This is a genomic window from Candidatus Saccharibacteria bacterium (genome assembly GCA_016191105.1).
Lineage (GTDB): Bacteria > Patescibacteriota > Saccharimonadia > CAILAD01 > BJGX01 > JACPPH01.
This window is the reverse complement of sequence record JACPPH010000002.1, coordinates 160,345-175,476: the sequence shown is the minus strand read 5'-3', so window position 1 is coordinate 175,476 and position 15,132 is coordinate 160,345. Positions and strand designations below refer to the sequence as shown.

Below are 15,132 nucleotides of genomic sequence, written 5' to 3'. Positions count from 1 at the left end.
ACACAACCGAACGAGAACGCTATTTAATTAACTAATACTTCTATGAAAGGAGCTTATAGCTTATGAAAAAGAATGTTTTGCGTAAGCTGGCCTCTGTGATCGGCATTGTTGTGATTGGGATCTTAGTTCCTGTCATGGCAGTAGCAGACTGGAGTCCAGAGCGACCAGTTAAGCAGTACACACCTGGTGTGGCTGGCTTTGACTATGTTACATTTAACTCCTTTGTGGGCACCCCCAACTATGGCGATGAGCGCGAGTTCTACACTGTAAAAGACGCCGCTAACACTAGTGAAGGCGGTTTTACCGATAACATGCAGGTTCGTGAAGGCCAAGAGCTGCTGATGCGTACTTATGTACACAACGGCGCAGATTCTAGCCTGAACGCTAGTGGCGCTGGTATTGCTCGCAACACCAAAGTTAAAATTTTGGTGCCAGCCGGCAATGACACGGCGCTACGTTCGATCAGCTACATTTCAGCTAGCAATGCCCAGCCAGGTACGGTGGCTGCTAGTGTGGATCTAAAAAGTACCCAGCCTTTTAACTTAGAGTATGAGCAAGGAAGCGCCACAGCCTACACCAACAGTGTGCCAGGCGGCTACAAGCTAGCCGATAGCATTGTAGGCGATGGTGCACCAATTGGCGAGACTGGCCCCGACGGTAATGTCAAGGGCTGTTTTCAGTACGGCCTGCTTGTGACCATTAAGGTTAAAGTGACTGCATCGAATCTAAAAATAAACAAAGAAATTAGTGTGCCCGGTAGCGGTAACTGGCAGAAGACTATGGCTGCCAAACCAGGCGACATTGTAAAGTACAACATCAACTACAAGAATACCGGCAATGCAGTTATGCGCCAAGTGGTAGTAACCGATAAATTGCCACAATACGTTGATATTGTGCCTGGGTCGGTAAAGATGTATCTAGTGACCCAACCCCAAGGCGTACAGCTAAATGATACTGCATTGTTCCGTGAGGGCGTGATGGTGGGTGATTACTCGCCAAATGCCGATGGTAACATTCAGTTTTTGGCTAAGGTGAAAGACAACATTCCGGCTACAGTAACAACTGTTGATAATGTTGCCTGTACAGGCTCTAACGAAACCCGCGAAGACGTCTGTAGTACAGCCAGTTTTACTCCACCTAAGCCTCCTACCCCGACACCACTAACACCAACACCTCCTCCAGTAACTCCAGTTACACCGTCTCAGCCAACAACTTTGCCACAGACTGGTGTTGCGGGTGGTGTGGCTGGCATGCTTGGTATGACTGGTATCAGCTACAGTGTATATGCTCTGCGAAAAAGCAAAAAAGCTGTCTCAATTGCCTTGCGTAACGTGAAGTAATTAGAAAGCAGCTAACCAAAAGACCCAATGAGTAATCAGCGGGTCTTTTTGGTACATAAAAGGTATAATATAAGCTATGAAACCAATAATCGAAAAACTTTCCAGCTTGCTAGCTGAAGTCCAAAGAGCCATGGAGGTGTTGGCTTTAAACAAAGATGCTGAACAGATAGCCAAACTCGAGGCCGATATGCAGTCGGCCGATTTTTGGTCTAATCAGTCAAGAGCCGAAGAAGTTAGCCGAAGGGCAGCTGAGCTTAAAAAATATCTGGTCGACTGGCATAGACTCCAAGATGATGTGCAAACAACCCTAGAATTGGCCGAGACAGCCGATAACACACAGCTTGAGGAGTTTGAGGGCTTAACTAAGGATCTAGAAAAGCGAATCCAAGCAGCTATGGTGGCTGTTAGGCTCAATGGTGAATATGATAAGTCACCGGCAATTATACAAATAACAGCTGGTGTCGGCGGTACCGATGCGGCCGACTGGGCTCAAATACTCATGGAAATGTATCTAAAGTATGCTGAGCGCCAAGGCCTGAAGGCCGAAGTGCTTGACACCTCGTACGGCGAAGAAGCTGGCATTAAGAGTGCAACCGTGCGCATAAGTGGGCCGTTTGCCTACGGGCTCTTGAAAGCCGAAAAGGGTGTTCATCGATTGGTGCGGCTCAGCCCATTTAATGCTCAAAACCTGCGCCAAACCTCGTTTGCTCTGGTTGATATGGTTCCTGAAATAGAAGATGAAGACAGCGAAATTGACCAGCGTGACTTGCGAATTGATACTTTTCGAAGCTCCGGCCGTGGCGGTCAAAGCGTGAACACCACCGACAGTGCAGTGCGGATTACCCATATTCCAACCGGAGTTACTGTGAGCGTACAAAATGAACGCTCACAGCTCAAAAACAAGCAAGCTGCACTTAAGATATTGTTATCTCGCCTGAATGAATTGGCACGAGAGGCCAAAGCCGAAAATGTGTCTAAACTTAGCGGCCAAACCAAATCCGCCGACTGGGGTGCGCAAATTCGCAGCTATGTTATGCAGCCCTACACCAAAGTTAAGGATCACCGTAGTGACTACGAAACTAATGATGTGTCGGGTGTGCTCGAAGGTAAGCTCGAGCCCCTAATTGAAGCTTACTTAGACTGGCAGCTGAAATCAAAAAATTAGCTGGCAAACATAAGTTTTACGGCGCATAGCGATAGTGCTACAATGAGTACACGATGATATTGCTCGATCGAGTATCGGTTATTTATCCTAATAAAACCGTGGCGCTTTCTGGCGTCTCTTTGCATATTCAACCCAAAGAATTTGTAACCATTGTGGGGGCTTCGGGTGCCGGCAAAAGTACTTTGATTAGATTACTCATTAAGGAAGATGTGCCGACTAGTGGCAAGATTATTGTTGGTTCAATCGACTATGACACTATCGATAAGTCTAACATTCCACACCTAAGACGCCGAATTGGAGTGGTGTTTCAAGATTATAAGCTTTTACCCAATTTGACCGTGTATGAAAACGTAGCTTTTGCGCTCGAAGTTTCGGGCGTTCGAACCCGCGAAATCAAACGGGCTGTGCCCAAAATATTGCAACTAGTAGGTTTGAGCGAAAAAGCTCACAACTACCCCAGTGAAATCTCGGGCGGCGAGAAGCAACGTACGGCAATTGCTCGTGCCTTAATTCGTAATCCAAAAATATTGATAGCCGACGAACCGACCGGCAACCTCGACCCCAAAAATTCTTGGGATATTATTGAATTGCTGCTAAAGATCAACCGATTTGGCACAACCGTGCTGCTCACAACTCACAACAAAGAAATTGTAAATGCTCTTAAAAAACGGGTGATTACAATAAACCGAGGCCGGGTAGTAAAAGACGAAAAGATAGGAAGATATAGCCTGTGATTACTTTTTGGCGCATATTCAAGAGTGGTTTTCGCAACACTTTTCGCAATGCCTGGCTCAGTACGGCGGCCACCGCTATCATGGTGATCACTCTTCTAATAATGACATTTTTTGTGTTCTCAACTATGTTTGTGCGTACCCAACTGGCTGAAGTAAGAAATAAAATCGATTTGACTATTTTCTTAAGCGACGAAGCCCCAGCCGATAATATAAAAGATCTCCAAAGTAGAATGCTGACAGTGGACAACGTTCAGTCGGTAACTTTTGTTAGTAAGGCCGACGCTCTAAACCAACTAGCCAGCAGCAGCTCCGAAGGTGGCCAGCTGGCCAAATCGGCCACTGAGATCGGGAACCCCTTGCCAGCTAGTTTTCAAGTTAAGCTTAAAAGTTTAGACCAGATTGGTGATACCAACGGCAAGATCCGCGCGCTCGATGATAATAAAGTGATTTCAGATACTAGCTACGATAACCGTGATAACAACCGCAAAGGGGTGATTGAAAATGTGATTAAAATTAGCAATGCTGTATCACGCATTGGCTTAGTCTTGAGTATGATTTTTTTGGTGGTAGCCCTACTGGTAATCTTTAATACCATACGCATGGCTATTTTTACACGCCGTGAAGAGATCGAAATTATGAAGTTAGTAGGGGCCACTAAATGGTTTATACGCGGTCCTTTCTTGGTGGAGGGCTCAATGTACGGAGCCTTTGGGGCTTTTATTGCCTTGCTGCTATTGGTGCCATTTGCTCGCTCGGTTGGACCATTCTTAGCGGATAGACTTAACGCTGGCTCTACCCTGCAGTATTTTCAGTCGCATATTATATTGGTTGTGCTGGGCTTGGTTTTGACTGGTGTCGTAATTGGGGCTGTTTCGAGCTTGTTGGCAATTGCTCGCCACCTTAAGCTATAAAAACTACTCTATTTATAAACTTTTTGGCTAAACCGACTTGCAACCAGCAGGTTTTTTTATTAAACTGATAACATCATTCCAAGGAGGGTGATATAGCTGAATAGTATAAAACAAATGTTTTGGCAGCCGGCCGTTCAGCGGCCAGCCGTGTTGTTGTCTGCACAGGATTTTGTAAATGCGGTTGTGCTAAGCCAATGGCGTACCCCCAGCTATCAGCGCCTATTATGTCGATAGAAGATATTTATAAGTCAACTAAAACCAAAAAATTGCTAGTGTTTGTAATGTTTGGACTAGCGATTAGCGGCTCTTTGTATGGTCTATGGACTATTGGTGCGGGTCGGGTTCGAGCCGAAACGCTTCAAGATAAGATTAATGCTCTTAATAATCAAATCAAACAAAATCAAGATGCTGCCAATGCCAAGCGTGGCGAAGCTAATACCTTACAGGGGACAATTGCGAGTTTAGATGGCAACATAAACTCGGCTCAAGCTAGCTTAAACCTTACTAATCTGCAGATTAGTAAAACCCAGGAGGACTTGGATCAGGCTATGGCCAGACTAGCTCGCCAGCAGTCAATCCTTAAAGACAATTTGAAGCTGGCTTACCGCCAGCGCGAAATTAGCCTATTGGAGGTGATTGCATCTAGTAAGGACTTGAGTAGTTTTGTGGCTCAACAGCAGTATCTCTCGGCCATTAAAGACAAGGTGAACAGTAATCTTAAAGAGATTATGCAGTTGAAAAAACTTCTTGATGACAAGAAACAGGAGTTGGTGGCACTGTCTAGCCAACAAACGGCTCAGGTTCAGAGTATAGCTCAGCAGCGGTCGCAAAAAGCTACCCTACTAGCTCAAACCCAGGGCGATGAGGCTAAGTTCCGTCAAAACGTAAGTGATCTAGCCAAGAAGCGCGAGCAGGTTAATCAGCAAATTGCTAGCCAGGCGGCCGCGGCAGCTAGAGGAAACTATGTTAGCCAGGGTCGGGTTCGAGCTGGACAGATTATTGCTTATATGGGCAGTTCGGGCAATTCAACTGGCTCGCATCTTCACTTTTCGGTTATTAACCCCAGCGGTAATTATATTAACCCTAACGGTTCAGGGTTTTCGTATACTAGCGCCACCTCGGGCACCATCACCCAGAACTATGGCTGCAGCCCATTTCCTTTTGAACCATGGAATTCTCAGTATGGTTGTAATTTTCATAGCGGCCTTGACATTGCTAACAGTTTTGGCACCCCAATCCGCGCTCCAGCCGATGGCGATATAATTTTTAGAGGCTGGGATCCATATGGTGCGGGATTTAACGGTGGTTATGGCAATATGGTGCAAATTAGGCAAGATAATGGCTATGTAACTTTGTATGCCCACCTGGCCAGTTTTAATTAGGTTGATTTTGTGGATACCCAACCAAACATGGCTAATAGTGCAAGGCCAGCTAGCCGGCGCCCAGTAGCTAGACTTATATTAGTAGGACTGGTCGCTTTTGGGTTGGGCTTGGGTGTATCGATAGTTCCGACCAGACTAGGGCTTTACCCCTGGGTTTTGACCGGTCAAAACCAGATAAACCTAACTCAGTTTTGGCAGGTAAATGACATTTTGCGTCAAAAGTTCGATGGCAGTATTGATGCTAAAAAGCAAGCTCAAGGAGCGGTAGCCGGTATGGTGGCGGCGCTGGGGGACCCGTATACGACATATCTAACAGCCGAGCAGAATAAGGATTTAAACGACCAGCTTAAAGGAACATTGAGCGGCGTAGGCATTGAGGTAGGTATTAAAAACAACAGGTTAACCGTGATTGCGCCAGTTGATGGCACACCGGCTGCTAGGGCCGGTATAAGAGCTGGCGATCTGATTGCTGCCATCGATGGTAAGGATTCTAGCGCACTTACGACTGAGCAGGCTGTAAAAATGATCCGTGGTCAGGCAGGTACACAGGTAAAGCTCATAATTGTGCGGCCCGGACAACAGCCCAATGAAATCACCCTAACTCGCGAGCAGATCACCGTACCAAGCGTTACGACTGAGGTTAAAGCCGGCAATATAGGCTATATTAAGATTCGGGAGTTTGGCGCCAATACAGTTCAAAGCCTAGAGAATGCCACCCAAGCACTTATGCAGCAGGGCGTAAGGGCAGCGGTAATCGATCTGCGTGACAACCCGGGTGGATATTTGGATGGTGCAGTTAAGGTTAGTTCACAATTCATGGCCAACGGTACTGTAGTAGAGGAACGCTCGATTCGCGAGTCGTCCAAAAAATTCAAAGCATTGCCTGGTGGTAATATGACCACAATTCCGATAGTGGTACTAGTAAATGGCGGCAGTGCCAGCGCTTCGGAAATAACTGCTGGTGCCCTGAGTGACAACCAGCGAGCTACGCTGGTTGGTGAGAAGACCTTTGGAAAAGGTAGCGTTCAGGAGGTAATTTGCCTGGGTGGCTTTAGTCTGGCTAGTACGAGCAGTGAAAATTGTAGTACCGACGCCCTAAAGGTAACGGTGGCCAATTGGTTTACGCCAAACGGCATTAATATTAGCAAAGAAGGCATAACGCCAAATGTTGAGGTTAAACTTACTCAAGATGACTATAATGCTGGCCGCGATCCTCAGCTTCAAAAAGCCCTAGAGGTTGCTGGAGCAAAAGTCCAGTAACGCGAAACGCCCGTCCCACAAAGGACAGGCGAGCTGCAGATGTGAGGTGATCTCGGTTTAGTGGAATTGTATCGGAGTAAATCTCTCCCTCGGTGTCTGGTGGGCTTCAACTGCTTTTTTCCGCGACTCGGTCCAGTCCTTTTGCTCAGATAGCTCTTTGCCGAGCTTAGAAATGCATGCCATCATGGTATAAGAAATTTTAGTTTAGTGTCAGCTCAACTCTATTGCACAACCCTCGACATAAGCGGTATGATAGAAATATTGAAAGGGGTGAGTTGGCTTTGAGTAAGCAAACAAAATACATTTTTGTAACCGGTGGTGTCATGTCAGGTTTGGGCAAAGGCATTACAGCTGCTAGCCTTGGCAAGATCCTCACAGCACGAGGATTCTCTGTAAATATCCAAAAACTCGATCAGTATCTAAATTTCGATGCTGGTACTTTGAATCCAGCCGAGCACGGTGAGGTTTATGTAACGGCCGACGGCGCCGAAACAGATCTAGATCTTGGTCACTACGAGCGCTTTATTGATCGCGAGCTCGACCAGAGTTCTTCGGTCATGACGGGTCGGATACTGCGCCAGATTTTAGACGATGAGCGAGCCGGCAAATATCTGGGTAAAACCGTTCAGATAATCCCACACGTAACCGGTGAGATTCAGCGACATATTTTAGAAGCTAGTCATGGCTTCGACGTTCAAATAACTGAGATCGGCGGCACGGTTGGTGATTACGAAGGCTTGGCATTGGTAGAAGCTGTCCGACAATTACGACAAAAGGTTGGTGCAGAAAATGTTATGTATGCTCATGTGGTTTTTGTACCGTACCTTGGAACCAGCAAGGAGATGAAGACCAAACCGGCTCAAAATAGTGTGCGCGGTCTACGCGAGGTTGGGATTCAGGTTGACTTGCTTTGCGTTAGATCAGACAACCCTCTCAACGAAGATGCCTACGAAAAGCTTAGTCTATATTGCGACGTCGATCCAAATGCAATCGTGGCACTGCCCACTGTAAAAACTGTTTACCAGGTGCCACTTAGCATGGAGCAGCAGGGAATTGGTAAAGTAGTTTGCCAGAGGCTGGGCTTGGTGCAACGCGCCGCTGAGCTTGAGAACTGGAGTGCTCTGGTCGACAGCATACTGCGCTCAAAGAAAATAGCCAGAATTGGTTTGGTGGCCAAGTATCTAAGCAACGAAGACACTTACAAAAGTGTTTGCGAAGCTATACATGCGGCCGGGTGGTACCACAGCCGAAACACTGAGATTGTTTGGATAGATGCCGAAGAACTTGAGGCCGATGTGAGTGCGCTACAAACGGTTGAGGGTATAGTTGTGCCAGGAGGATTTGGCAAACGTGGTGTCGAAGGCAAGATAAAAGCTATTGAATACGCGCGGCTGAATAACCTACCGTTTTTAGGTTTATGTTTGGGCATGCAGGCGGCTGTGATTGAATTTGCGCGCAATGTCGCGGGCTTAGAGGGTGCTCATTCAACCGAGTTTAACCCAGATACTCAGTATCCGGTAATTGATATTCTACCCGGGCAGAGCGGTAAAAATATGGGCGGCACCATGCGGCTGGGCAACTATACCGCTCAGGTGAGGCCAGATAGCCGGACAGAGCAAATTTATGGCGTCAAAAAGATTACCGAGCGCCACAGACACCGCTATGAGTTTAACAATGAATATGCCAAGAAGTTATCGGACGCTGGTTTAATTTTTGCTGCCAAGTCGGCCGACAATAGTCTAGTTGAGATGATTGAGCTAGATAAACATCCATTTTTTGTGGCCTCTCAATTTCACCCGGAGTTCTTGTCGAGGCCAAATCGGCCACATCCGTTATTCCGAGAGTTTATTGGTGCCACAATCAAAAACGCCAGCTATAAGCCGACTGCAAATTGTAAGTCAAACAAGAGAGTTCTCAGCTAGAAGCTATTGAAACCACGGTCTTTCGCTGACTGTTGCCGCTAAATCGAGTTTGGCGGGTGGTTTTAAATTGTACACTACCGGCTGTGAGTGCAAAAAGCGTGTAGTCTTTGCCAACCCCAACGCCATTACCGGCTGACCATTTAGTGCCGTTTTGGCGAACAATAATATCACCAGGGCGTACCATCTGGCTGCCGAAGCGCTTAACACCTAATCTTTGACCTTGGGAGTCCCGGCCGTTCTTAGTAGAGCCGCCGGCTTTTGTATGTGACATTAGTTATCCTCGGTTTGGTTTTAGCACTAGTACTTGTCGCCCAACTATTTGATTCGGTCGCTGATATCGAAGTTGTGATGAATCAACAGATTGAAACTGCCTAACAGTATACCCCAATTTTTCGATTTGGTCAATAACCTTTAGATCGTTATAACCGCTATTAGTTCGCCAGAACGGCAAACACATAACAGCCGATTTTGGCAAATTTGTTTGGCTTAAAAGATTGTTCAAGAATCCTAGGTAAAGTCTTATCAGCTCAGATTGTAGCGTAGCTAGCCTAGCGGTGCTGGGTGCAGCCGAGAAGGGCTGGCCTAAATAGCCTTCGGTAACAACGGCATAATTCTTGATTGTGCTACCAAGCTTGAATCTAGCTGCGTCTTGAAGACCAACCTCAAAAAAATTTTCGACTTTGTACTCTCGCTGTAGCCAGTCCAGATTCTTCTGGCTGCAGCTGATCATTTGAGCTGAGTTGTCACTGCCGCAGGTGTCGTAACCCATTAACAGCGCCTCTTGCAGAACTGTACCGCTCCCGCAAAATGGATCAATAATGCCAACGCCAGACCCAGCATCTGCCAGATTGATCATGGTTTTGGCTAGTTTGGGTGGCAGCATGCCGACCTTAGCTGGGCGACACGGTCGGCCGTAGTCCCGGTGGGCAAACGATTCAATGTTTTGAACCGAGATTGTTCGGGCTACAACTAACTGCTTGCCGCTTTGGACTAACAAAAAATCACCACCACGACTTATTAGGCTATTATGCGTAACTTGGGCGGAATTGAGCTCAAAACCAGACTTAGCGGCGATATAGCGGACTGGCACACCAACAGCCACCTGAAGTCTTTTCTTGATATTAAAGGCTAGCCTACGATCGACTTGCCTGGTAAAAGCGGAACTCCCATAAATGCTTAGGCCAAAGCTTATTTTGCGTTTGCCAAACTTGACCAAACTTTCTGCAATGGTTTCGGCAATCTTTTCTGAATCTGTAGCCATCAGTCTGTCGCTTAAAATTTCGCCAATTTTTACAATTGAGCCAAAGTCATCGACACTAGCAGGCAAATTCCTGGGCTCAAAAGAACAGGCCCAGGTGCCGTGTTTAACCAGCTCTTTTCCACGGGTCTCTAGCTCTGCTAGAGCCAAATTTGCCTCGCGACCAAGTATTGCTATCTTCATCTACTAAATTGTAGCAAATTTTAGCGGTTGCTGAGTTTGGAGTACAATAATAGTTATGAAATTGCGCCAGCTTCTATTTTTTTTAGGCTTAATTCTTGTGGCCGGGCTTTTAATAGGCCAGTTCGGTCAAATCCAGAAGTTTATTTCAACCCTCGAAAAATTAAACATCTTCATACTAATTCTAATCCTGCCACTACGGTTTCTTTATTATCGGGAAAACAGTAAGTTCTTTGCTTCATTTTTTGCCATATTTAAACAAAAAACAAACTTTAAACATTTGTTTAGGGCGGTCACTGCAATGAACTTTGTAAACATTATTTTTCCCAGCGGCGGCATATCGGGCCTATCTTACCTACGAAAGCAGGTTGGTAAAGATGTTAGCTCATCAACCATAACCTTGGCTCAGTTCTTTTACTATGTGCTGCTATTTATTGCCTTAGTGGCAAGTTTAGCCGTGGCTTTTGTGTTGCTATTATTGTCTAACAGGGTGATTAGAGTTAGCTCCAGGGTTACCCTGGTAGTTTTATTTGCCTTACTGGTGGTCTGCATAGGCATGCTGATATTTATTTACAACAAGAATTTTACGGTTGAAGCTATTGTGATTGTTCTAAGGCCTGTTAATTGGCTGTTGCGCAAATCTCACAAGCAACAGATTACCGATGAGAAGGTCGCAGAGTTTATTGATCAGTTTCACGATTCTTTATTTTTTATACAGGATAACTGGCAAAAGCTCGGACCGTCATTCTGGCACATTTTACTTATGTTGTTGTTTGATTTTGCTAGTGTCTATGTTGTTTTCTTGGCCTTTGGCACCTGGATAAATCCAAGTGTTGTTATTGCCGGCTATACGCTGGCACAGGCGGCATCGCTGGCTTCAATTATTACCGCTGGGGTAGGGTTATTCGAGGCTACCATGATTGCAACTTTTGTAGGTTTAGGAGTAAGTTTTGACTTAGCTCTTTCTGTAACAATTGTCTACCGTAGCATTGCGCTGTGGCTGTTTGTGCCGGCTGGAGTTTATTTGTACAAGCACGGGGTGATAGATGGAGACTGAGGTTTTAACAGTTAGCGAATTTAATGCAATTCTTAATCAGACTTTGCAGTTTGCTTACCCTGAGATAATGATTGAGGGCGAGGTTGCAAGCTTCAAAATTAGTCAGAAGAAGTGGGTGTTTTTTGATCTAAAAGACGACGACTCGGTCATTAGTTGTTTTATGCCAATCTTTCAGCTTAAAACCAAGGTAGAAGACGGCATGCTAGTTAAAATTAGGTGTGCACCCAGATTAACTAAATGGGGAAAGTTTAGTTTAACCGTAAAATCACTTGAATTATCTGGCGAGGGCGCCGTAAAGAAGGCTTTTGAACTTTTGAAGGCTGAATTTACACGCGAGGGTTTGTTTGCGATCGAGAGAAAGCGGGCATTGCCCAGCCATCCGAGACGGATTGGCTTAATAACCTCCAGACAGGCTGCAGCTTTTAATGATTTTGTGACAATTTTAGACGATCGTTGGGCTGGGTTAGAGGTTATTCATGCCCAAGTTCAAGTGCAAGGCGCCGAGGCGCCGGATCAAATTGCCCGGGCGATTGAGTACTTTAGTGCTCGTTCGGCTAAGTTTGATGTACTGGTGATTATTCGCGGTGGTGGCAGCGCCGAGGACCTCCAGGCTTTTAATACAGAGTCGGTTGTAAGGGCGGTGTTTGGATCCAAAGTACCTACACTAATTGCTATAGGCCACGAAGACGATGTGAGTTTGGCCGAGCTGGCTGCCGATTTAAGAGCTGCCACACCTAGTGATGCGGCTAGGCGGTTAGTGCCCGACAAGAATGCTGTAATAGACACTCTAACTGATTCGGTATATGTTATGTCGCACCAGATTATTAGCAAAATCGAACAGTGCTTCTATGGCATAGACAAATTTGAACTCGCATTTAGAAATAATTTTATAGAAATTTCACAAACGGTCGAACAGAAAATTAACAAGCTGCAGACGGCACTAGAAAACATTTTGGCTGAGAAAGAATTCAAGCTAGCCTCAATATGTAGGTTGCTACAAAGCTTAGATCCCAAAGCAATATTAGCTCGTGGCTACAGTATTGCTACTGTCGGCTCGCATGTTGTGCATTCTGCTGATCAAGTTTCGGCTACAGATACAATTGTGCTACAATTGCACCAAGGAAAGGTGAGCCTGCGTCGAACCAACAAGCAGCTGAAGGGCGAAAGAAGAAACGATGAGCACAAAAAAAGACACCGGGGCAAACTTTAATTTTAGTGATAGCCTGAAGGAGCTAGAGGAGATAACCGACTATCTAGAGAGCAGTGAGGTTGACCTAGCAAGAGCCATTGCTAGGTTTGAACGTGGCACCGAACTGGCAAAAGAATTAAAGAGTTATCTGCAAACTGCCAAAAATCGAGTTGCAACCTTAAAGCAAAATTTCGAAAAATAGTTAAGCTAGCTAAACACTTTGGCGCGTGGTATGATTGGCCAAAATATTTAGGATAAAACATGCAAGCACCAGACTATTTCTTGGCCCTAATAAAGCAGTACGCCAACTTGACCAATGAGATCGAGGCCAAAAACATTGCCGTGGCTATCACCAACTCGCTATACATGAATCTTAATGAGCGTAGCCGCCAACAGGTTTTTGCCGCCATGCCGCATTATTTGTGGCCAAAAAGACGACTATTTGGCCACAAGCTTAGTGATATACAGGGTGAATTCGAGATAGACCGCTTTGTACGCTCGGCCATGATCCAGTCGGGCTTGACCGATGAAAATGAACTAAAGAATAGCCTAAAAGCTTACTTCAAAACCTTGAAGATACTATCGAGTCGTGACCACTCCCAGCTTATAGCCGATTATCTACCGGCCAGCCTAGCCCGACTATACTCCGAATGCTAGATAGCGCTCCAACCCCAGTAAACATCGTGCGCCAACAAGATGAGTTGTTGTTTAGAAACATCTTATTTGAACGACCTATTAATAGATTGAGGGCGCGCAACATTACACTCTTGGCCGGCCGCCATGCCAAGCTCAAACAAATTCACGATGCCTACCAGCTTATAAACATCATGAATCATCATAGCCGGCTTATCGCTGCTCATGCCCTGCGCACTCGCGATGTTCCGGCCGACGTGTTTCTAAAGCCGGATATCAAAAACGAGCTTCATTTTGCCAACACCGAGCAAGTTATGGAGATTGTTAATGATTCAGCATTTGTAATAATGGGACTTGAGCTAGAAATAAGCAGCAAGTACCAAATCCTAGTTGAGAAGGTTATTAGCTCTACACAAACACCAATATTGGCTACCAATAGTCTTTTGCCAATAGTAAAGACCTCGCCCGGATTATTGAAAAACCACAAGGGCGTATTTGTTCTTGACACTAAGAGCCTAATTAGACTTGCCAATATGGCTAATCTAGCTGTAAGTCTAAAAGCCGGAGCTGGTATTAACAACAAGCTGAGCGTAATAAGACTTCTGGCTGACTCGTTGAGCTGGCCAGTTGTCTGCTACGAAACCAGCCAAGTCATTAGCTGCAACCCAGCCCAGTCTGGTAGGTTTGGGGTGACAAATTTCAAAACTACTAACAAGCTTGAAGTAGAGACTATGGTGGTTGCAATCTTAAGCTGTTTGTTGGCTGATTCCAGGCTTTGGCAACATGACTTTTTAGAGCGCAGTCTAACAGCTGCATTTTTGCTGCGCCAAGTTACTAAAACAAATAATAGCTCCTTAGACAAGAAGCTACAAGCAGTCTTAGAAAAGTATCAATAATGGCAGTTGGTGCCGCGGGAGAGACTCGAACTCTCATGAGGTTGCCCTCACGGGTTTTTGAGACCCGCGTGTCTACCAGTTCCACCACCGCGGCTGACCATTGGGGTCGCAACAAATCAGGTTACTGTATTATAATAGATTATGATAATTTTGCCAAAGTATGAGTAAAGCCAACAAAAAAAAGCCCGAGCTCGAGATAAGTGAGCTTTCAAATGTCCCAACCCCAGCCAAGGGTGTGCCCAAAATTGATCTCCGTGGCAACAGCTTGGCCAAAGCTGGTCCTAAAACCAAAAAGCTATCGGCCGACAAAAAGCAAGCAGTTACCAATGAGTTGGCAGACTTTAAGAAGAAGCAAAGATGGCGCAATGTGCGGTTTGCGGTGGTGGCTTTTGTGGTCTTCGCGCTCGTTTTCAATTACCAAGTTATTTACAGCCAATTCTTGTTTTTCTTCAATAAACCCAGCACTCAACAGTCTAAGCAAGTTAATCCAACCCCGACACCGACCCAAACAACCAACGCACCGGCTCAGGCTCAACTTACCACTCCAGAGAATGTAATTATTATTCCCAAAATTAATGTTAGGGCTCCATTGGTCTTTCCAGATAGTATAAATGAGGCTGTGGTACTTAAGGCCCTAGAGAGCGGCGTGGCTCACTATGCCGGCACTGCCAACCCGGGCGATGTTGGCAACGCCGTATTCTTTGGGCACTCTAGCAACGATTGGTGGCAACCCGGCAACTATAAGTATGTGTTTGTATTGCTAGAAAAACTGGCGCCTGGCGACACATATCAGATTAACTACAATTCTCGCAAATATATCTATACAGTAACTTCGACCAAGATTGTTGAGCCAACTGATCTAAGCGTATTAAAGCAGACAGCCGAACCAACCTCTACACTAATTACCTGTACACCCCCTGGCACTAGCTGGAAGCGTTTTATTGTGAGTGCTAAACAAACTGAACCGGCTCCTGCTGCGACTCAAGATAAAACTACCAGCCCGGCCGAGCAAAACACAGCCTCGCAACCTCCAGCCAATACTGTGCTGCCAAGCGCCGCGCCCTCTATCTGGAGTCAGATTTCAGATTTCTTTGCTAAGCTATGGAATACAGTTACAGGTCGTAAACCTCAACCAGCTGCACAGACCGAAACCTCCGTACCGCCTGCAAAAGCCCAGCAACAACGCTTACCCGAGGTGCAGTAGG

The 15,132-nt window shown here is 45.9% G+C and carries 15 protein-coding genes and 1 tRNA gene; 13 read left to right on the top strand and 3 right to left on the bottom strand.

Annotation, left to right across the window (positions count from 1 at the left end; genetic code table 11):
- Positions 1 to 62: 62 nt before the first annotated feature.
- The 7 genes from HYX70_01135 to HYX70_01105 all read left to right on the top strand — a co-directional run bounded on the left by HYX70_01135 (position 63) and on the right by HYX70_01105 (position 8,714).
- On the top strand, positions 63 to 1,340 hold the full coding sequence (locus HYX70_01135) for a DUF11 domain-containing protein (protein MBI2797887.1): 1,278 nt from the start codon (positions 63 to 65) through the stop codon (positions 1,338 to 1,340).
- 76 nt (positions 1,341 to 1,416) lie between these two features.
- The gene (gene prfB / locus HYX70_01130) at positions 1,417 to 2,505 is read left to right on the top strand and encodes a peptide chain release factor 2 (GenBank protein MBI2797886.1); all 1,089 of its coding nucleotides are present in this window, start codon (positions 1,417 to 1,419) and stop codon (positions 2,503 to 2,505) included.
- 53 nt (positions 2,506 to 2,558) lie between these two features.
- A complete protein-coding gene (gene ftsE / locus HYX70_01125) occupies positions 2,559 to 3,239 on the top strand; it encodes a cell division ATP-binding protein FtsE (GenBank protein MBI2797885.1) in 681 nt (226 codons plus the stop codon).
- A complete protein-coding gene (locus tag HYX70_01120) occupies positions 3,236 to 4,150 on the top strand; it encodes an ABC transporter permease (protein ID MBI2797884.1) in 915 nt (304 codons plus the stop codon). The genes ftsE and HYX70_01120 overlap by 4 nt, the downstream gene beginning before the upstream one ends.
- Positions 4,151 to 4,374: 224 nt before the next feature.
- Positions 4,375 to 5,532 (top strand): peptidoglycan DD-metalloendopeptidase family protein, encoded by a 1,158-nt coding sequence (locus HYX70_01115; GenBank protein MBI2797883.1) that lies wholly within the window; start codon positions 4,375 to 4,377, stop codon positions 5,530 to 5,532.
- Positions 5,533 to 5,559: 27 nt separating this feature from the next.
- Positions 5,560 to 6,792, top strand: coding sequence for a S41 family peptidase (locus tag HYX70_01110; protein MBI2797882.1), 1,233 nt, complete (start codon positions 5,560 to 5,562; stop codon positions 6,790 to 6,792).
- 323 nt (positions 6,793 to 7,115) lie between these two features.
- Complete coding sequence (locus HYX70_01105) at positions 7,116 to 8,714, top strand: CTP synthase (protein ID MBI2797881.1); 1,599 nt, start codon at positions 7,116 to 7,118, stop codon at positions 8,712 to 8,714.
- On the opposite strand, the gene rpmA is transcribed toward HYX70_01105, so the two are convergent.
- The gene (rpmA, locus tag HYX70_01100; GenBank protein MBI2797880.1) at positions 8,707 to 8,985 is read right to left on the bottom strand and encodes a 50S ribosomal protein L27; all 279 of its coding nucleotides are present in this window, start codon (positions 8,983 to 8,985) and stop codon (positions 8,707 to 8,709) included. The two genes, HYX70_01105 and rpmA, sit on opposite strands and share 8 nt — an antisense overlap.
- Before the next feature lie 3 nt (positions 8,986 to 8,988).
- On the bottom strand, positions 8,989 to 10,155 hold the full coding sequence (locus HYX70_01095) for a hypothetical protein (protein ID MBI2797879.1): 1,167 nt from the start codon (positions 10,153 to 10,155) through the stop codon (positions 8,989 to 8,991).
- A 55-nt stretch (positions 10,156 to 10,210) separates the two neighbouring features.
- Here HYX70_01095 and HYX70_01090 point away from each other — a divergent pair, with 55 nt between their 5' ends.
- The 5 genes from HYX70_01090 to HYX70_01070 are packed head-to-tail and all read left to right on the top strand — an operon-like array spanning position 10,211 to position 13,927.
- Positions 10,211 to 11,209, top strand: coding sequence for a flippase-like domain-containing protein (locus HYX70_01090; GenBank protein MBI2797878.1), 999 nt, complete (start codon positions 10,211 to 10,213; stop codon positions 11,207 to 11,209).
- Positions 11,199 to 12,419: an exodeoxyribonuclease VII large subunit gene (xseA, locus tag HYX70_01085; protein MBI2797877.1), complete on the top strand. Its 1,221-nt coding sequence runs from the start codon at positions 11,199 to 11,201 to the stop codon at positions 12,417 to 12,419. Before HYX70_01090 ends, xseA begins: the two co-directional genes overlap by 11 nt.
- Complete coding sequence (gene xseB, locus HYX70_01080; protein MBI2797876.1) at positions 12,385 to 12,600, top strand: exodeoxyribonuclease VII small subunit; 216 nt, start codon at positions 12,385 to 12,387, stop codon at positions 12,598 to 12,600. Before xseA ends, xseB begins: the two co-directional genes overlap by 35 nt.
- A 59-nt stretch (positions 12,601 to 12,659) precedes the next feature.
- Positions 12,660 to 13,055 (top strand): hypothetical protein, encoded by a 396-nt coding sequence (locus HYX70_01075; protein ID MBI2797875.1) that lies wholly within the window; start codon positions 12,660 to 12,662, stop codon positions 13,053 to 13,055.
- On the top strand, positions 13,049 to 13,927 hold the full coding sequence (locus tag HYX70_01070; protein ID MBI2797874.1) for a hypothetical protein: 879 nt from the start codon (positions 13,049 to 13,051) through the stop codon (positions 13,925 to 13,927). The genes HYX70_01075 and HYX70_01070 overlap by 7 nt, the downstream gene beginning before the upstream one ends.
- 7 nt (positions 13,928 to 13,934) lie before the next feature.
- Here the strand turns inward: HYX70_01070 and HYX70_01065 are convergent.
- A tRNA-Leu gene (locus tag HYX70_01065) sits at positions 13,935 to 14,021 on the bottom strand.
- Between the two features lie 66 nt (positions 14,022 to 14,087).
- On the opposite strand from HYX70_01065, the gene HYX70_01060 reads away from it, so the two are divergent.
- Positions 14,088 to 15,131 (top strand): sortase, encoded by a 1,044-nt coding sequence (locus tag HYX70_01060; GenBank protein ID MBI2797873.1) that lies wholly within the window; start codon positions 14,088 to 14,090, stop codon positions 15,129 to 15,131.
- Position 15,132 lies beyond the last annotated feature (1 nt).